This window comes from Amycolatopsis sp. cmx-11-51 (genome assembly GCF_047608665.1).
Classification (GTDB): Bacteria; Actinomycetota; Actinomycetes; order Mycobacteriales; family Pseudonocardiaceae; genus Amycolatopsis.
On sequence record NZ_JADNQO010000005.1, the window covers coordinates 420,536 to 438,587 of the forward strand.

Genomic DNA, 18,052 nt, shown 5'->3' on the forward strand with positions numbered 1-18,052 from the left:
TGGCCCCACTATGTGGAAGCGGGGCGGGAAGCGATCTCCGGCGCACTAAGGGTGCCGGAGATCGCCGTCACACGGCTCGTTTCTTCAGTTTCCTACGCTCACGTTCGGAGAGCCCGCCCCAAATACCGAACCGCTCGTCATGCGCGAGGGCGTATTCGAGGCACTCGTCCTTGACCTCGCAACCGAGGCAGATCCGCTTGGCTTCGCGGGTGGAGCCGCCCTTCTCAGGGAAGAACGCCTCCGGGTCCGTCTGCGCGCAGAGGGCCCGTTCCTGCCAGTCCTGCTCTTCCGCGGAGGCATCGTCGAAAAGCTCGGTGAGATCGCCCAATTGCTGCTCCGGGACCTCACCCCAACCCACGACTTGCCCCCATTCCCTTCCATCTGCTTCCAACCGCACGTCCGCCTCCTCGCTGTCCACGCACTCCCCAGGCTGGCGGTGTTGAAACACCATCCGCCGCCCCCTTCCAGCGACGAATGACATCACTGTGATTACACCCGTGTAGTGCGGTCAGGTCAAGCGGAGTAGCGAGTTCGGGGGATACCCGCGCGCGGGAGCGCAAGGGGACACGCCGAGAACTTCACATCGGGCATACGGAAGACTGGTGGGGTGCAGAGATCAGCAGTGCGGCCAAGCCCGATCTTCCTCGGCATCCTCGCCCTCACCGTCTTGGGCGGTGTTCTGGCGGCTTTCGGCGACGAGACCACGATTTTCACGCAGAAGTACGACGTGCTGACCATCGCCGGCGTGGTCCTGCTCGTCGTCGGGGGCTGGGTGGCGTCACTGACGCTGCACGAGTTCGGCCACGCGATCGTGGCGTTCCGCGGCGGCGACCACAGCGTCGCCCATAAGGGTTATCTGTCCATGGACGTCCGGAAATACACGGATCCGGTGCTGTCCATCGTCCTGCCGCTGGTATTCCTCATCATCGGCGGCATCCCGCTGCCGGGGGGCGCGGTGTGGATCGAACACGGGCGCCTGCGGTCGCGGAGTGTCCAGTCGTGGGTGTCGCTCGCCGGGCCGCTGAGCAACCTCGCCGTCGGCGTCGTGCTGACGCTCCTGGTCGCGCTGGTGCCGATGGCGTCCGGACTCGTGATCGGACTCTCGTTCCTTGCGCTGCTTCAGATCGTCACGTTCATCCTGAACATCCTGCCGATCCCCGGCCTCGACGGCTGGGGCGCGATCGAGCCGTATCTTTCGCCCGGCGCGCGCGAGTTCGGTGCGAAGGCCCGGCCGTGGGCGCCGCTCGTGCTGTTCGCCGTGCTGTTCGCCGTGCCCGGGGCCGCCCCGTTGCTGTGGGATGTGTCTTACGCGCTCTTCGACTCGGTCGGCGGTTTCAAACTCGCGGCGCAGTACGGCCAGGGCGCGTTCATGTTCTGGAGGTAGTTCAGGTGCCGTCGGGGTGCTCGGAGAACCACTCGTGCGCCCGCTTCCAGACGCGTTTGAGACCGGACCGCTCGCCGAGGTAGTCGCCCGCCATGCCGACCACCGGCAACTTCCCGAGCGCCCGGTGGAAAAGACGGCCGCGAGGACGCTTCTCCAGTTCGCCGACGATGCCCAGCAGCCCCCGGCCAAGTCGCCACAGCGTGCCCGCGGCAGCCTTCAGGGTGATCTTGCCGTGCTTCTTCTTCGACTCGTCGATTTCTTCAGTGAGCTTCGCCGCTTCGTCGTCTTCGGCGGCCTCGTCGTGTTCGGCGTGCTTGCCCGCGGCGATCGCCGGGTCGATGTCGCGTTCGAAGAGCACCCACGCGATTAGCCGCACCCGGGCGCCGACGTCGGTCACGCCGTACTCCCCCGCGATCGCGCACAGCAAAACACCTTGGGACGCGGAGCCGAGCGCGTCCTGCACGGGCAGCCTGTCGGCGAGCGCGCCGCCGAGGCCGGGGATCGCGGTGATCAGCGCGGTGACCCGGCCGACCCGGTTCACCCACCAGTGGGTCCGCTGGTAGTTCGACATCTCCGCCCAGGCCGCGGTGCCGGGCACCTTGACCGAGGTGATCCCGTCGAGCAGCTTGTCCTTGAGCTTGGGCTTGATGCCTTCCAGCGCGTCCTCACGCCGCCCCCTGGCCTGCAAGCCGAACGGATCCGCGTCACGCAGCGCGTCCACCATCGGACCGCAGGCGCGGACGAACGGCCGCAGCACCGCCACGACCTGGCGATCCGAAATCGCTTCACTCATCTTTGCCTCCCTTGGCGGCCTTCGCCGCTGTGCCAAGGCCTCCGCCCAGCGCCAACGCGCCGGGCAGCGCCCCGCCGCCGATCAGTAGCAGTGCCCGCCAGTCCTGTACCAGCACCAGATCACCACCCGGGCCCGTCACGCCCATCCCGAGTACGACTAGTACCCAGACGAGCAGTGGAATCACCGAAAAGGAGGGCTGGACCACTTTGGCGGTCGTTCTCACCAACAGCGGTGTCGTGATCACGGCGAGTACGACGGTCACCGGGAACGGGGCGTCGCCGAGTTTCGGCAGCACGATGCCGTCGAGCCGCAGCGGGAGGAAGAACAGCTCGAGGAGCCCGAGCAGGAACGCGTCGAAGCACAGCACCACCAGCATCCAGCGCCGTCCCGGCGTCAGTGGTTGTGACGGCGTGGTCACGTGGCGAGTCCTCCGAACAGGTCAGCGGCGGCGCCCTCGGCCGGTCCGTGGGCGAGCACGAAGTACTCGTACGGCGTGATCGGCTGCGCGACGTCGTTGCTCAGCGCGAAGTGGTCCGCGAGATGCGGCGACGCGGGCACGCTGACCTGGGTCCCGTGCGCCCGCAGCGCGGCGGCCTTCGCCGGGATGTACGCGCCGACGTCGAGGACGGTCGTGATCGTCTCGTCCGGCGTCACCGGCAGTTCGCCGTCTTCGGGCACCCGGAACGCCGAACGCCCGCGCAGCGCGGCGAGCCCCGCCGCGACGGCGTCACGGGAAGAAACCGTGTGGAACACCCGCTCGACCGACCCGGCCTTCGGCGCGGCGGCCATCGTGATCTCGTACGCGCGGATGTGATCGGGATGGCCATAACCCCCGAAAGCGTCATAAGTGACGACCACCCGCGGTCGCACCTCGTCGAGGATCTCCGCGAGCTGCGCCGCCTGCTCCTCGACGTCACCCCCGGAGAACGCGCGCGGATGGGCCGCGGAAGGCGTCCCGGCCATTCCCGAATCGCGCCAGCGTCCGATGCCGCCGAGGTACCGGTGCCGGGAGACGCCGAGCGCGGCGCACGCCGACGCCAGTTCGCCCGCGCGGTAACCACCGAGCTGATCGGAAGCCCACGAACCGAGGCCGTCGAGGGACGGCGGGATGATCTCGCCCTCCTCGCCGAGCGTGCACGTGACAACGGTCACGTCGGCGCCTTCGGCCGCGTAGCGCGCGATGGTGCCACCGGTGGTGATGCTCTCGTCATCCGGATGAGCGTGTACGAGGAGTAATTCGGGCCGATCGGAGATCACGGCTTGAAGACTAATTCGAACACGGCGCGCATTCCTTTATAGGGTGTCGGGACGGAAGCCCCGAGCACCGACCTTAGTCGGGCGACTCTCGGTTATCCTCGCGCACGTCCGAGGCACTCTTTACCGCCGAGGGCGCGTTGACACGGTCACGGCCGATGTGCCGTGACCATATGTACCCCCACGAAGGGCATCTTGGTGAGCACTGAAGCAGCATCGTCGGACCTCGGCGGCGTATCGGGTTCGGTTCTGTCCATCTCCGACCTGAGCGTCTCGTTCCCGACCGACGGCGGTGTCGTCGACGCCGTCAAGGGCATCGGATTCGACGTCAAGCCCGGTGAGATCGTCGCGGTGGTCGGCGAGTCCGGTTCCGGCAAGTCGGTGACCTCGATGTCGGTGCTCGGGCTGCTCCCGAGGACGAGCCGGATCGCGGGCGAGCTCCGCCTCGGCGAGCGCAACCTGGCCGACCTCAAGGAGAAGGACCTCCAGAAGATCCGCGGCAACGAGGTCGCGATGATCTTCCAGGAGCCGATGACCGCGCTGAACCCGGTCTACACCGTCGGCTGGCAGCTGCGCGAGGCGCTCCGCTCGCACCAGGACATCTCGAAGGAAGCCGCCGACAAGCGCGCCATCGAACTGCTGGAGATGGTCGGCATCCCGAACCCTCCGCTGCGCTTCAAGCAGTACCCGCACCAGCTCTCCGGCGGTCTGCGCCAGCGCGTCGTCATCGCGATGGCGATCTCGTGCGACCCGAAGGTGATCATCGCCGACGAGCCGACCACGGCACTCGACGTCACCGTGCAGGCGGAGATCCTCGGCCTGCTGCGCAAGCTGCGCGACACCCTCAACACCGCGATCGTGCTGATCACGCACGACATGGGAGTGGTCGCCGACCTCGCCGACCGCGTGGTCGTGATGTACCAGGGCACCATCGTCGAGCAAGCGCCGGTGCGTGACCTGTTCGCGTCGCCGCAGGTGGACTACACCCGCAAGCTGCTCGCCGCGGTTCCCGTGCTCGGCCAGCGTCCCGAGGGACGCCGCCTTCTCGACGGCGAAGGCATCTCCCCTGACAGTGAAGAGGCCTCGAAGATCGCCGAGGACATCCGGCTCGAGGACAGCGAACTCGCGGCCGTGATCGAGGAGAACGCGCCCGCGCTCGAGATCAAGAACCTCGTGCTGGAGTACCCCGGCCGCCGCGGCCAGGCGAAGAACCGCGCGGTGGACGACGTCTCGCTGAGCATCGCCAAGGGCGAGATCGTCGGCCTTGTCGGCGAATCCGGTTCCGGCAAGTCGACCGTCGGCCGCTGCGCGATCCGCCTGCTGAGCCCGACCGGCGGCACCGTGTCGATCGCGGGCAAGGACATCACGAACATGTCCAACAAGGATTTGCGCCCGCTGCGCCGCTACTTCTCCATCGTGTTCCAGGACCCGGCGTCCACCCTCGACCCGAAGATGACCATCGGCGAGTCGATCGCCGAGCCGATGGTGCTGCACAAGTTCCTGTCGGGCAAGGCACTGAACGAACGCGTGGCGTCCCTTTTGGACAAGGTCGAACTCGGCGGCCACTACCGCAACCGGTACCCGCACGAGCTGTCCGGCGGCCAGCGCCAGCGCGTCGCCATCGCGCGGGCGCTGTCGCTCGACCCGGCGCTGCTGATCGCGGACGAGCCAACTTCGGCGCTGGACGTCTCGGTGCAGGCGCGGGTGCTGGACCTGTTCCTGGACCTGCAGCGCTCGCTGCAGTTCGCCTGCCTGTTCATCAGCCACGACCTCGCCGTCGTCGACCTGCTGGCCGACCGCGTCGCGGTGATGCAGCACGGCAAGCTGGTCGAGGTCGGCTCCCGTGACCAGGTGCTGCACTCGCCGCGCGAGGACTACACCCGCCGTCTGCTCTCAGCCGCGCCGGTCGCGGACCCGGTGCTGCAGGCCGAGCGGCGTGCGGCCTGGCAAGCGGGCAAGCTCGCCCCGGTGGCCGACTAGCCTCCGGAAGTACGTGAAGGCCCCCTTCCTCGCGCTAGACGCAAAGAAGGGGGCCTTCCTGTACTCGGGGGGCGGGGGGCTGAAGGGGACTTTCCCCTCATCTCACGCGGTGAAGGGCGCTTTCCCCGCATGCCATGCGGGGAAAGTCCCCTTCAGGACACGGGAAACGTCCCACGGTCGCTGTCCCCGATGCCTCATTGGAGACCCTCGGCCGCACGGGGTGGCCCGCAACCAGGCGACCAATTGCGCGGGTCCGGAAACGCGATGAAGGGGCGCCTCCCCACTCGACAGTGGGTCGGCGCCCCTTCGGCGCGTTTGCGTCAGCGCGCGGAGAAAATCACGCCTTCATCTTCCGCTGCCGCGGGTCGAAGGCGTCTCGCAGGCCGTCACCGATGAAGTTGATCGTCAGCGAGATCAGCACCAGCACGACGAACGGGCCGAAGAACAACGCCGGCCGGTTCTGCAGCTGCGAGTAGTTCTCGAGGATGACGCGGCCGAGCGAGGTGTCCGGCAGCTGCACCCCCAGTCCGATGAAGGACAGCGCCGCCTCGATCAGCACGGCCTGCGCGACCGCGAGGGTCGCGTTGACCGTGATGAGCCCGACCATGTTCGGGATCAGGTGCTTGAACACGATGTGGAACGTCCCGGCGCCGGACGCGCGCGACGCGTCCACGAATTCCCGCTGGGACAACGACATCGACTCGGCCCTGGCGATACGGGCGATCGACATCCAGCCGAAGGCCGCCAGCACCATCGCGACGATGTACCAGGCACCCCCGCCGAACACCTTCGCCAGGATCGCCGCCGCCGCGATCTGCGGAACGATCAGGAACAGGTCCGTCACCCGCGAGATCGCCGAATCCGTGAACCCGCGCAGGTACCCCGCCATGGCCCCGAAAACGGTGCCGATGGTGGTGGCGACGATCGACACGATGAGCGCGATCAGGAGCGAGTACTGGGTACCGCGCAGGATCTGCGACACCATCTCCTTGCCGACCTGCGTCGTCCCGAGCGGGTAGTCCCCGCTGGGCTTCGCGAAGGACGGGAAAGAGCTGTCCTCGTAGTCGTACGGCCAGAAGATCGGCATGATGATCACGGTCAGCACGAGGATCAGCAGGATCGCCGTGCAGATCATCGCCAGCTTGTGCCGCAGGAACTTGCGCAGCACGAGCTTGCCCTGGCTGCGCGGCTCCGGCAGCGCTTCCGGGGCGACCTTGCCTTCGGCGGAGTCCGCCGCGATGAGGGAGTTCAAGTCAGCCAACGCGAATCCTCGGGTCCAGGATGCCGTACATCAGGTCGGCGATCAGGTTGGCGATGATGATGCTCGTGGCGATGACCACCAGCCAGCCCATCATCACCTGGGGATCGCTCTTGGTCACGGCTTCTACGAGCAACTTACCCATGCCGTTCCAGTTGAACACCGACTCGGTGATGATCGCGCCCGAGAGCACGGCACCGAAGTTGACGGAGAACAACGTGGTCACCGGGATCAGGGCGTTCCGGAACGCGTGGCGGAAGATGATCCGCCCGTTGGCGAGGCCCTTGGCCCGCGCGGTCCGGACGTAGTCGGCGTTCAGCGTCTCCAGCATCGAGGCCCGCTGGAACCGGCTGTACGCGGCGAAGCTGATCGCCATGATGGACAGCGTCGGCAACAGGTAGGCGCCCACGTAACTGGCCAGGAACCCGCCTGGACCGTCGAAATTCAACGATTCCGGGCTCGTGGTGCGAATCCAGGGATTACCGAGCACATCGGACAGTCCCAGGTCCCGGACCCAGCCGTTGAACTGGATCGCGTAGCCCTTCAGGACGATCGCGACACAGAAGATCGGCATCGAGAACAGCAAGAACGCCAGCGTCGTGGCGATGTAGTCGATGATCGAGTACTGCTTGACCGCGGCGACGACACCGACGAGGACGCCGAGGACCAGCGCGAGCAGTTCCGCGCCGACGACGAGCTTCGCGGTGACCTCGAACGCGGCTATGACCTTCGGGAACACCGGAGCCAGCGCGTTGCCTTGGGCGATCGAAATGCCCCAGTCCCCGCTCACGAAGCTGCCGAGCCAGTCGAAGTACCGGAGAACGATGTTCTTGTCCAGACCGAGCTGACTCGCGATCTGGTTCAGGGTCTCCTGACTCATGGCGGGGTTGCTTCTCAGCTCACCCAGCGGGTCGCCCGTGCCGGCGACCATGATGAAACACAGAAAAGTCCCGACCAGCAGGACGGGGATCGAGATCGCCAGACGGCGAAGGATGTAGATCACCAGGTTCAACGAACTGCTCCTCATCCGGGCCTGGCCGCCGAAGTACTGGACCGCTGCCCGGTTGTCCACCGTAGTGGCGGTAACCCCACGGTCAACAGCTACTTCCGGCGGGTACGGGGCCCGGCTTTTGGCCGGGCCCCGTACTACCAGGATCGCGTAGGCGAATGGTGAGAAAAAGCGGGCCTAAACCCTACTTCTTCTGCTCCCACTCACCGACGTTCCACAGGACACCGTTGTACGACTGCATGTAAGTGCGGTCGATGCCCTTGAACGCCCACATGGACGGGGTCTGGAACAGCGGCAGCGTCGCGTACTCGTCCGCGATCGCCTGGTCCGCCTTCTGGTAGTTCTCCAGCTGCACGGCCTCGTCGGTGGCCTTCACGGCCGCCTCGAAGGCCTGGTCGATCGCCGGGTTGGACAGGCCCTGGTAGTTCTGGCTGCTGTCGTCGACACGGGTGATGTAGATCGACTTCTGCTCGGCCTTGAACGGAGCGGCCGACCAGCCGAAGAGCGCGACGTCGTAGTCGCCGGCGGCGAGACGGCCACCCTTCAGGAAGTTGGCGTCCGTTTCGTCGGTGATCTCGATGCCGGCGAGCTTGGCCTGCGAGATGACGATCTCGACGGTCTGCGTGCGGCGGGCGTTCTGGTTGTGCGTGATCTTGAACGCGGCGCGCTTCCCGTCCTTGGCGAAGATGCCGTCGGCACCCTTGGCCCAGCCGGCGTCGGTCAGCGTCTTGGCCGCGGCCTCGGCGCCCAGACCGGCCTTGCTGCCGTACAGATCCTTGAAGCCCTGCTCGCCCGGCATGAACACGATGCTGTTCAGCGGGGTCGCGTCGGCCTGGACCTCCTTGAGGAGCTTGTCGGTGATCTCCTGGCGGTTGACCGCCTCGAAGAACGCCTTGCGCAGCGACTTGTCCTGGAAGATCTTCTTGTAGTTCAGGTCGAAGTGCTCGAAGGTCAGCTGCGAACCCGAACCGTAGGTCACGCCCTGAGCCGAGAGGCTCTTGAGGGTGTTGGCCGCGGTGGCGTCCGGCTGGGTCGACGCCGCGACGTCGATCTCACCGTTCTGCAGCGCGGTCGCCATGGCCTTGGTGTCCTCCATCGCCCTTACGACGATCTTGGAGGGGCCACCCTTGCCACCGATCCACAGCGGGTTCTTCTCCAGCGTGACGGCCTTCTGGTTGGCGTCGAACGCGGTGATCTTGTACGGGCCGGACGCCGGCATGTTCTCGGCCTTGAAGCCCTTGAAGTCGTTCGTCCAGAACTTGCCCGCGGCGGTCAACTGCGCCGCGTCGCCGGTCGGGGCCAGCTTCGTGATGTCCGGGATGTTCGTGTTCTTCTCGATGATGTGCGCGGGCATGATCGCGGTCGAGTTGAACAGACCCTTGTAGTCCAGGTACGGCTCGGTGTACTTGGTCTCGAAGGTGAGGTCGTCCTTGCAGGTCGCCTCGTTGATCAGCGAGTAACCGGTGGTCGAAGCGGCGAGGAAGGCCTGCTTGCCGTCCGCGGTCTTCGCCTTGCCGCTGTGCGCCAGCCACGACAGGTACATGTCGTCACAGTCGAACGCCTCGTTGTCGGACCACTTGACGTTCGGCTTGATCTTGTAGACGACCGTCTGCGGCTCCTTGGTGGTGACCTCCCAGGAGTCGAACACGTCGTTGTTCAGCAGCACCTTGTTGTTGCCGTCGAGCACATCGGCGCCGGCGAGGACAGCAGTCAAGATGTAGGTGTTGTACGACGAGTTGGTGTCAGGCGTGTCGTTGTTGTAGCCCGAGTACCCGTCGTCGATGCCCACCGTGACGGTGCCTTCGTACCCCGGGGTGTCCGCGAGCTTGAAGTTTTCGCCGTTCTGCGCCTTGCCGAGCGCCATCGCCTTGATGTCGGTCGACCCGTTCTGGTCGGTACTGCCGCTGTCGCCACCGCTGCATGCGCTCAGCACAAGCGCGGAGGCCGCGACGAGCGACCAGGCGGAGACTGCCTTGGACTTCCTCATGAAGTGTGCCCTCCTAGCACTGGGCTCCTGAGATCGGAACAGGACCCCACACCGCTCCGGTGAGATGGCCCGGAGCTTATGACACGCCAAGCAACACTCATTTGGCGCACTGCGGGTGCACGCTAGAAAGGAAATGCACGAACAGTCACCAGTTACGGAGGGATCGTGACCAAAGGGTAACTTGCGGCTGACATCGAGAAATACAGTGGTTACCTGGAGGAATCAGTCGACCACTCGAACGCGCCGGGAAAAGTCACCCTCCAGGGGCGAACTCCGACTCGAATCGGCTACTTCGGACCACGCGTCCAGTTCACCGCCGACCCGAAAGGGCCCACCATCGGAGGACCTGCGGTTACTCCGGAAATACCAGAGCCGATGGCGAGGGTATCGGCCAGCTGGAACAACGGAATGGCGACATTCCGGCGCCACAATTCCGGTTCGAGGGCCGAAAGGGTGTCGGCGACCGGCGTGGCGCCGGTCAGCGCGGCGTCGATCGACGGCTGCAGGGCCGGGTCGCAGAAGCCGAGCGGGTTACCAGGGACGACCGCCTTGGTCTTGTCGGCGAGCTGGTCGGGACGGCAGCCGAAGGTGGACGCGAGCGCCGACGCGACGTCCGCACCGCCGGTGACCTGGCCGATCACGGCGATGTCGATGCCGACGTTGCCCGCGCCCTCCGACGTCGTCTGCTGCACCCCGTTGAGCACCGGCATGGCCAGCAGCGTCGAGAACAGCTCCCTCGGCTGCGGCGCGATCGCGCTGACCTCGATCCCCGCGGCCACCAGTTGCGCCGTCAGTTCCTTGGCGATCGTCGCGTACGGCTCCTGCTTCGCGGGTGAGGCGACGACCAGCGAAAGATTCTTCCCGTTCTTGCGCCAGGTCCCGGCTTCCTTGGTGTACCCGGCGGATTTGAGCAGTTCCTCGCCCTTGGCCGGGTCGGCCGCCGACGGCGGGCCGGGGGCCGGGATCGTCGGCTGGAACCCGGTGGCCGACGGGACGCGGACCTGGGCGTCGGCGCGGAGCTTGTCCGACGGACCGCCTTCCGCCGCCTCGGTGATCAGCTTGCCGCGGTCTATCAGCGCGGTGACGCCCTCGCGCACCTTGGGATCCGACAGTGTCGAACTCACCGGCCGCAGCAGGATCTGCGCGACCGTGGGACGGGCGACCGTGTGCAGCTGGACGGCGGAGCCCAGTTCGCCGAGCCGTTTGAGGGCGTTGCCGTCGGCCCTGGTCATCACGAACTGGTCGTTGCCGCTGCGCAGGGCGGCCAGTGTGCCGTCCTGATCGGCCGCACGGAGCACGATCCGGTCCAGCGCGGAGGGTTTCTCCCAATAGCGCTCGTTGCGCTCCAGCACGACCTCTCCGCGCGCGGTGTCGAGGCCCTTGATCGAGTACGGCCCGGCTACGGCCGGGAACGTCGTCGCCAGCGCGCCCTGCCAGCCGTTCGGGGCGTCCTTGAGCAGGTGGGCGGGCAGGAGGTTGTTGAAGAGCGTCTGCCAGCCCGGGTACGGCTTGCCGAAGACGACCTCGACCCGTTTGCCGCCTTCGCGCGACTGGATGTCGGAGATCAGCCGGTAGCCCGCGGCGCCGATGACGCCGGGCTGGTCGCGCATCGCTTCGCGGAGGTAAGCGAAGTCCTCGGCGGCGATCGGCGCGCTGTCGGACCAGGAGGCGTCCGGCCGGATCGTGTACGCGACCGTGAACGGCTGCTGCGAGACGACCTCGGCGGACTTCATCAGGCTCTTGTCCAGCTCGACGCTGCCGTCGTCCTTCGGGCGGAACACCGAGGGGAGCAGCAGCTGCGAAAGCGCCGACGTCACTTGGGAGGCGTCGGCGAAGTTATGCGGGTTGTAGCCGCCGAGAACGTCGTCGACACCCACGACGACCTGCGAAGGCGTCTTCGTGGTCGAGGTGCTCACCGGGGAGGCCGACGAGCTGACCACGGGTGGGGGCGGGGTGTTGCTGCAAGCGGCGAGGAGCACGGCCGCGCACGCCAGTATGGGTGCCGCTGTGTTCGCTACCCGCACGCCTGAATCCTCCCGATTTTTTCCCTCGCCATGCTGCCACGGGGGACTGTGCCGACGCAGCGAGATTCCCATATCGGCCCGGTCGACGCGTGACCGGAGGTGGTCACCCGTCCGGTGGACGTCGGGGAGCGCCGTGAGGTTCCTGCTCAAGGCTCGGGAAAACGCTTAGCCCGGCGAAGTGGCCGCCGTTAGCTTGCGGAAGTGACCAAACGCGCGCTTGTCCTCGTGGTCGTGCTCCTGTCCACGTTCACCTTCCCGCTGACCATCACGGGCGCGTCGGTCGCCCTGACGGACATCGCGGACGACCTGGACGCGGGCCTCGCGGCCACCCAATGGGTCGTCAACGGCTACAACGCCTGCTTCGCGAGCTTCCTGGTCTTCGCGGGCTCTCTGGCCGACGTGCTGGGCAGACGGCGGATCTACGTGGCCGGTCTGACGCTGTTCGCCGGCGGCGGGATCGCGTGCACGGTCGCCGGGAACATCGTCGTCCTCGACCTCGTCCGGCTCGTCGCGGGAACGGGCGCGGCCGCGGCGGTGACCGGCGGGCTGGCGATCCTCACCGAGACGTTCCATGGCGCGGCGCGGACGCGGGCGTTCGGCTTGGTCGGGACGGTGCTCGGGATCGGTCTCGCCTTCGGGCCGTCGATCGGCGGCCTGCTCGTCGATCTGCTGGGCTGGCGGGCCGTCTTCGGCGCCCCGGCCGCCGTCGCGGGCCTCGTACTGGCCCTCACGCCGCTTCTGCCGGACGTTCGCGGTACCACCGGGCGCCGGATCGACTGGGCGGGTGCCGCGCTCTTCACGGGCGCGATCGGGCTGCTGATCTTCGGCCTGGTCGAAGCGGGCGAACTGGGCTTCGGTCATCCGCTCGTCATGGGCGCCCTGGTGCTGACCGTCGTGTTCGCCGCGGCCTTCCCGTTCGTGGAACGGAGGCGTGCGGATCCGTTGTTCGACCTCGCCCTGCTGGCCAACCGCGGGTTCACCTCGCTCGCCGTCGCGGCGGGCGCGCTGGTGACCATCCTGGTGCCGTTGCTGGTCTACCTGCCGTCGTACCTGATCGAGGTCGTCGGGCTCGGCGCCGGGGAAGCCGGGCTGTGGCTGCTGATGCTCACCGCGCCGACCGTCCTGTTCCCGGCCGTGGGGGCCGCGCTGGCGCGGCGGCTGCCGTCGTCGTGGTTCGTCGCCGGCGCGGTCGCCGTGAGCGCGGCGGGCGCCTTTCTGCTGATGACCATGAACGCGTCGTCGGGGGTGCTCTCGTTGCTCGTCCCGCTCGTTCTGGTCGGGGCGGGCACCGGATTGACGATGGGTTTGCTGGACGGTTTGGCAATCGGTTCCGTCGGCCCGGAACATTCCGGAACGGCGGCCGGAATGTTCACCACCGCACGATTGGCGACGGAAACGATCGCGATCGCGGTTGCCGGTGCCGTTCTCGCGTCGATTACCGGAGGGAAGCTCTCCGGTGAGTCCTATACGGACGCATTTAGGATCGTTTGTTTCGCGCTGGGTTGTGTCGGCGTTCTCGGGACGGTCTTCGCGGCCGTCCTCTCGCCGCGACGGGAAGCCGTTCCAGCGTTGTGAACACCGTCCAAAAAGGAGAACGGCTTTCCCAACAGAATTGTCGAAAAAGGCTCATTTTAACAAAGAACGCCTGATCGAATACTCTGTGTGACCATCAACCGGCCGAAAAAAGCCAGAGGGCGCCTGATCACGTTGAGTGACCAGACGCCCTCCGGCGTTCGCTGAGTGGATCAGCCGCGATTCTTGTTGCGGTTGCGTTCCTTGGCGCGCTGGTTGACGTCCAGCGTGACCTTGCGGATCCGGACGACGTCCGGGGCGACCTCGACGCACTCGTCGACGGAGCAGAACTCCAGCGCCTCCTCCAGGCCCATCTTGCGCGGGCGGGCCAGCGTCTCCATCACGTCGGCGGATGACTGACGCATGTTGGTCAGCTTCTTCTCCTTGGTGATGTTGATGTCGAGGTCCTCGGCACGCGGGTTCTCACCGACGACCATGCCCTCGTACACCTCGGCGCCCGGCTCGACGAAGAAGGTGCCCCGGTCGGCCAGCTGGATCATCGCGTACGCGGTGATCGGGCCGGAACGGTCGGCGACCAAGGAGCCGGAGTGGCGGGTGCGGATCTCGCCCGCCCACGGGAAGTAGCCTTCGAACACGTGGTTGGCGATACCGGTGCCGCGGGTCTCGGTGAGGAAGTCGGTACGGAAGCCGATCAGGCCGCGCGCCGGGAGGACGTAGTCGAGCTTGATGCGGCCCGAACCGTGCCCGCCCATGTGCTCCATGCGGCCCTTGCGAGCGGCCAGCAGCTGCGTGATGCCGCCGAGGTGCTCTTCGGGGGCGTCGATCGACAGGCGCTCGAACGGCTCGTGCAGCTTGCCGTCGATCATCCGGGTGACCACCTGCGGCTTGCCGACGGTCAGCTCGAAACCCTCGCGGCGCATCTGCTCGACCAGGATGGCCAGCGCCAGCTCGCCACGGCCCTGGACCTCCCAGGTGTCGGGGCGCTCGGTCGGCAGCACCTTGATGCTGACGTTACCGATGAGCTCCTGGTCCAGCCGCGCCTTCACCAGGCGCGCGGTGACCTTGTCGCCGCCGCTGCGGCCTGCCAGCGGCGAGGTGTTGACACCGATGGTCATCGAGATGGCGGGCTCGTCGACGGCGATCCGGGGCAGCGCCTCGGGGTTCTCGACGTCGGCGAGGGTGTCGCCGATGGTGATCTCGGGGATGCCGGCGATGGCGACCAGTTCGCCCGCGCTGGCCTCGGTCGCCGGAACGCGGGTGAGCGCCTCGGTGACGAGCAGTTCGGAGATCCGGACGTTCTGGATGGTGCCGTCCTCGCGCATCCACGCCACGGTCTGCCCCTTGCGGAGGTTGCCGGAGTGGATGCGGATCAGCGCGATGCGGCCGAGGAAGTTCGACGCGTCGAGGTTGGTGACCAGCGCGCGCAGCGGCCCTTCCCGGTCCGCGAAGGGCGGCGGCACGTGACGCATCAGGGTCTCGAACAGCGGGTCGAGGTTCTCGCTCTCGGGCACCGCGCCGTCGGCGGGCTGCTCGAGGCCCGCCTTGCCCGCTCGCGCGGAGGCGAACACGACCGGCAGGTCGAGGATCGCGTCGAGGTCGGCGTCCTCGATGTCGCCCGCCAGGTCGAGGAGCAGGTCGTGGGTCTCCTCGACGACCTCGGAGATCCGGGCGTCGGGGCGGTCGGTCTTGTTGACCACGAGGATGACCGGAAGGCCGGCCTCGAGGGTCTTGCGAAGCACGAACCGGGTCTGCGGGAGCGGCCCCTCGCTGGCGTCCACCAGCAGGACGACGCCGTCGACCATGGCGAGGCCGCGCTCGACCTCACCGCCGAAGTCGGCGTGGCCGGGGGTGTCGATGACGTTGATCGTCACCGGGCCGTTCTCGGTCTCGCGGTGGATGGAGGTGTTCTTCGCGAGAATGGTGATGCCTTTTTCCCGCTCGAGCTCCCCGGAGTCCATCACGCGGTCGACGAGCTCGGCGCGCTCCTCGAAGGCGCCGGACTGCCGGAGCATGGCGTCGACGAGGGTCGTCTTGCCGTGGTCGACGTGTGCGACGATGGCGACGTTGCGCAAGTCGGGTCGCGTCTTGCCGGAATGGCGGCCGGCATCGACTGCGGTGGCGCTGGCTGCGGGCACGCGAAGGCTCCAAAGGGTTTCAAGTTCGGGTGTGGTGCCCGCGCTCGCACAGTTCGAGACACGTCTGACCGACTTTGGCCATACGCGGACCACACCAGGATACCTGTAGCCCGACTGTGAGCAGCCCCACGCCCCCAGATCGATTAGGCTCACCTAACGTGAACGGCCGAGGCGGGCGTCGCCGACGAAGTCCGACGAGGAGCGCGAGTGGGCAAGAAGAAACCCGACGACCCGCAGAAACTCGTGCGCAAGTGGATGAAGTCCGGCAAGGTCAAGAAGAAATGCTGCCGATCCAAGCCACGGTGCGGGAAATGCCCCGTCCTCGCCCTCAAAAAGGCGAAGACGAAGATCGCGAAAGCGGCTTAGAAGATCGTCGAAGCGCCACCGCCTCGTTGACCGCCCGCAGTTCCGGCGCGGACCGGGTCGACGAGAACTCGATCACCTCGTAGACGGCCATGTGCTTGATCGAGAAGGGGGTCGGTCGCGAGGATCGCGTCCAGCTTTCCCCTGACCATGGGCCTGGTGATGATGACCCCGCCGATGCGCGGGTCGCGCCTGCCGGAGGCCAGGAAATGGCCGTGCTCGTACTGTTCGGTCAGCCAGTCGGCGTGGTCTGGGAGCACGCAGTCGATTTCTTCGATGGGCGCCGTGTAGGTCAGCAGAACGACCTACATGAGATGAAGGTAGACCCGGATCTCCACTTTGACAGGCGTACTACCAAAGCCGATACGAAATGCTCGCGCGACATGCCCGGAATGAGTGACCCACGCCTTTCCTCCCCGCAAGTAGTCCTCTAGTTGCGATCATTCGACGTCGAACTACCGCCACTAGAGGACTACTTGCGGTAGTTGCGCGTGCGTGGATCGCAACTAGAGGACTACTTGCGGGGTCGCGTATCGTCGTCGGCGTGCGCGCGCAGAACGCTCAGTGGTGGCCGCCCTCCGGCGGCCCCGAAGTCCTGCGCTGAACCAGACGAGCGCACCACCAGGCCGCCCCACCGGGCGGCCTTTTTCGTGCCCGGCCCTGGGGCGGCCCGAATCCGGAAGGATGAAGGCAGATGATCAGGTTGTCCGGGATCACCCCGTCCGGTCACGTCCACGTCGGGAACCACCTGGGGGCCATCCGGCGCTGGGCCGACGAGGGCGGGCCGGACGACCTGTACTTCGTCTCCGACCTGCACGCCATGACGAACTCGCACAATCCGGCGATGCTGCGCTCGATGGCTTCCGAACAGCTGGCCGTGCTGATCGCGGCCGGGATCGAGCCGGACCGCGTGTTCGTGCAATCCGACATAGCCCGCGAACTGGGTGCCCTCAACTGGGTACTGGAGTGCACCTGCAACTACGGCGAGGCCGCCAGGATGATCCAGTTCAAGGAGAAGTCGAAGGGCCAGGCCGGCGTCCGGCTGTCCCTGCTGACCTATCCGGTGCTGATGGCGGCGGACATCCTGCTGCAGGGCGCGGGCGAGGTCCCGGTCGGTGAGGACCAGCGGCAGCACGTCGAACTGGCGAGAACGCTGGCGAAGCGGTTCAACTCCACCTACGGCGACGTGTTCACCATGCCGAAGGCGGTGCTGCCGCCCGCCGGTGCCCGGATCATGGACCTCGCCGCGCCGACGCGGAAGATGTCGAAATCGACGCGGGAGGAGGCTGGGGTCGTCTTCGTCCTCGACGAGGCCGACCACGTCAGACGGAAGGTGAAACGCGCGGTGACCGACGGTGGCTCCAAGCCCGCCTACGCGCCGGAAACCCGGCCGGGGATGGCGAACCTGCTGGACATCCTCGCGGCCTGCGTCCACGAGAAGCCCGAGGTCCTGGCCGACCGGTACGACTCCTACGGCCAGGTGAAGGAGGCCGTCGCCGAGGCGCTCATCGAGGAACTGCGGCCGGTCCGGGAACGGGCGCTGGCGCTGCTCGCCGACCCCGGTGAGCTGGAACGGGTCCGGAAGGCGGGTGCCGTCCGGGCGGCGGAACGCGGTGAGCACCGGCTGCGGTCCGCGCTGCGGCTCATCGGCGCCGGCTAAACGCGCTCCGCGGGCCACGCTGACGCCTTGATCGAGTACAGGAAGGCCCCTTCCCTGCGCCTAGGTCAGGGCCCAGGCAAGGTTGCAGAGCGGCTGGTCAGCGCCGCTGCGGGTAATCCGGACTCACCATCGCTAGGACCCCGCGACGATGAAGGAATCAGGACACTCTAACGTCCCAATTTTTTCATCAACAGCCTCATGCAGCGACGAATAGCTGCCTGACCTGCGAAACCTCGACTTTGCCGGACCCCTTGCGCCTAGGTACAGGAAGGGGGCCTTCCTGTACTTGCGAGCAGGGTGTAGAGAGCGGGCAGGAGGATCCGGTCGGCCGGTAGCCAGTCGAGGCCGTCGAGGTCGCCTGTAGAAACCCAACGGACGTCTTTGTGTTCCACCGCCCGCGGCTCGTCCCCCGCCGAGACCAGCGAAGCGGCATAGATCCGCAGCACTTTCCCGCCCGGCAACGGAACGTCGTCGCCGACCCGGCCCCCGACCGTCACCGCGACGTCGAGTTCCTCCAGGCATTCACGCGCCAGAGCGGCCTCGTCGCCTTCGCCGTCCTCGACCCGTCCGCCCGGCAGTTCCCATTGCCCGGCGTGGTCGGCGGGCCAAGCCCGCTGCTGCGCCAGCAACTGTCCGTTCCGCACGATGGCGGCGCCCACGATGACCACGCGC

At 66.9% G+C, this 18,052-nt stretch carries 15 protein-coding genes and 1 pseudogene; 5 read left to right on the top strand and 11 right to left on the bottom strand.

All coding sequences use genetic code 11. The features are described 5' to 3' along the window. Positions 1–67: 67 nt before the first annotated feature. Complete coding sequence (locus tag ACM6LU_RS21535; RefSeq protein ID WP_007028952.1) at positions 68–451, bottom strand: WhiB family transcriptional regulator; 384 nt, start codon at positions 449–451, stop codon at positions 68–70. 171 nt (positions 452–622) lie between these two features. On the opposite strand from ACM6LU_RS21535, the gene ACM6LU_RS21540 reads away from it, so the two are divergent. Then, positions 623–1,384 (top strand): site-2 protease family protein, encoded by a 762-nt coding sequence (locus tag ACM6LU_RS21540; RefSeq protein ID WP_414939571.1) that lies wholly within the window; start codon positions 623–625, stop codon positions 1,382–1,384. Between the two features lies 1 nt (position 1,385). Here the strand turns inward: ACM6LU_RS21540 and ACM6LU_RS21545 are convergent, their stop codons facing one another. Genes ACM6LU_RS21545 through mshB form a run of 3 tightly spaced genes read right to left on the bottom strand, consistent with a single transcriptional unit; the run spans position 1,386 to position 3,434 of the window. Then, the gene (locus tag ACM6LU_RS21545; protein ID WP_414939502.1) at positions 1,386–2,177 is read right to left on the bottom strand and encodes a hypothetical protein; all 792 of its coding nucleotides are present in this window, start codon (positions 2,175–2,177) and stop codon (positions 1,386–1,388) included. Further along, on the bottom strand, positions 2,170–2,595 hold the full coding sequence (locus tag ACM6LU_RS21550; protein ID WP_414939503.1) for a hypothetical protein: 426 nt from the start codon (positions 2,593–2,595) through the stop codon (positions 2,170–2,172). Before ACM6LU_RS21550 ends, ACM6LU_RS21545 begins: the two co-directional genes overlap by 8 nt. After that, positions 2,592–3,434, bottom strand: coding sequence for an N-acetyl-1-D-myo-inositol-2-amino-2-deoxy-alpha-D-glucopyranoside deacetylase (gene mshB / locus ACM6LU_RS21555; RefSeq protein ID WP_414939504.1), 843 nt, complete (start codon positions 3,432–3,434; stop codon positions 2,592–2,594). Before mshB ends, ACM6LU_RS21550 begins: the two co-directional genes overlap by 4 nt. A gap of 195 nt (positions 3,435–3,629) precedes the next feature. On the opposite strand from mshB, the gene ACM6LU_RS21560 reads away from it, so the two are divergent. Then, on the top strand, positions 3,630–5,411 hold the full coding sequence (locus ACM6LU_RS21560; protein ID WP_414939505.1) for an ABC transporter ATP-binding protein: 1,782 nt from the start codon (positions 3,630–3,632) through the stop codon (positions 5,409–5,411). Between the two features lie 337 nt (positions 5,412–5,748). Here the strand turns inward: ACM6LU_RS21560 and ACM6LU_RS21565 are convergent, their stop codons facing one another. The 4 genes from ACM6LU_RS21565 to ACM6LU_RS21580 form a co-directional block, all read right to left on the bottom strand. Continuing rightward, positions 5,749–6,672 carry an ABC transporter permease gene (locus ACM6LU_RS21565; RefSeq protein WP_414939506.1) on the bottom strand — a complete coding sequence of 308 codons (924 nt, stop codon included), beginning with the start codon at positions 6,670–6,672 and terminating at the stop codon, positions 5,749–5,751. Next, entirely contained in the window at positions 6,665–7,681 is a 1,017-nt protein-coding gene (locus ACM6LU_RS21570; RefSeq protein WP_414939572.1) for an ABC transporter permease, read from the bottom strand. The genes ACM6LU_RS21565 and ACM6LU_RS21570 overlap by 8 nt, the downstream gene beginning before the upstream one ends. Before the next feature lie 181 nt (positions 7,682–7,862). Next, the gene (locus ACM6LU_RS21575; protein WP_414939507.1) at positions 7,863–9,665 is read right to left on the bottom strand and encodes an ABC transporter family substrate-binding protein; all 1,803 of its coding nucleotides are present in this window, start codon (positions 9,663–9,665) and stop codon (positions 7,863–7,865) included. A 287-nt stretch (positions 9,666–9,952) separates the two neighbouring features. Next, positions 9,953–11,662 carry an ABC transporter family substrate-binding protein gene (locus tag ACM6LU_RS21580; RefSeq protein ID WP_414939573.1) on the bottom strand — a complete coding sequence of 570 codons (1,710 nt, stop codon included), beginning with the start codon at positions 11,660–11,662 and terminating at the stop codon, positions 9,953–9,955. A 228-nt stretch (positions 11,663–11,890) separates the two neighbouring features. Between ACM6LU_RS21580 and ACM6LU_RS21585 the strand changes: the two genes are divergently transcribed. Beyond that, the gene (locus ACM6LU_RS21585) at positions 11,891–13,264 is read left to right on the top strand and encodes an MFS transporter (protein WP_414939508.1); all 1,374 of its coding nucleotides are present in this window, start codon (positions 11,891–11,893) and stop codon (positions 13,262–13,264) included. Between the two features lie 170 nt (positions 13,265–13,434). Here ACM6LU_RS21585 and typA read toward each other — a convergent pair whose 3' ends face one another. Further along, positions 13,435–15,357 (bottom strand): translational GTPase TypA, encoded by a 1,923-nt coding sequence (gene typA / locus ACM6LU_RS21590; RefSeq protein ID WP_414939509.1) that lies wholly within the window; start codon positions 15,355–15,357, stop codon positions 13,435–13,437. 207 nt (positions 15,358–15,564) lie between these two features. On the opposite strand from typA, the gene ACM6LU_RS21595 reads away from it, so the two are divergent. Further along, a complete protein-coding gene (locus tag ACM6LU_RS21595; RefSeq protein ID WP_414939510.1) occupies positions 15,565–15,723 on the top strand; it encodes a hypothetical protein in 159 nt (52 codons plus the stop codon). Here the strand turns inward: ACM6LU_RS21595 and ACM6LU_RS21600 are convergent. Further along, positions 15,686–16,019: pseudogene (locus tag ACM6LU_RS21600) on the bottom strand (YciI family protein). The gene ACM6LU_RS21595 and the pseudogene ACM6LU_RS21600 overlap by 38 nt on opposite strands. 395 nt (positions 16,020–16,414) lie before the next feature. On the opposite strand from ACM6LU_RS21600, the gene trpS reads away from it, so the two are divergent. After that, positions 16,415–17,380, top strand: a complete 966-nt coding sequence (gene trpS / locus ACM6LU_RS21605; protein ID WP_414939511.1) for a tryptophan--tRNA ligase — start codon at positions 16,415–16,417, stop codon at positions 17,378–17,380. A 257-nt stretch (positions 17,381–17,637) separates the two neighbouring features. Here trpS and ACM6LU_RS21610 read toward each other — a convergent pair whose 3' ends face one another. Beyond that, entirely contained in the window at positions 17,638–18,048 is a 411-nt protein-coding gene (locus ACM6LU_RS21610; protein ID WP_414939512.1) for a (deoxy)nucleoside triphosphate pyrophosphohydrolase, read from the bottom strand. Between the last annotated feature and the right edge of the window lie 4 nt (positions 18,049–18,052).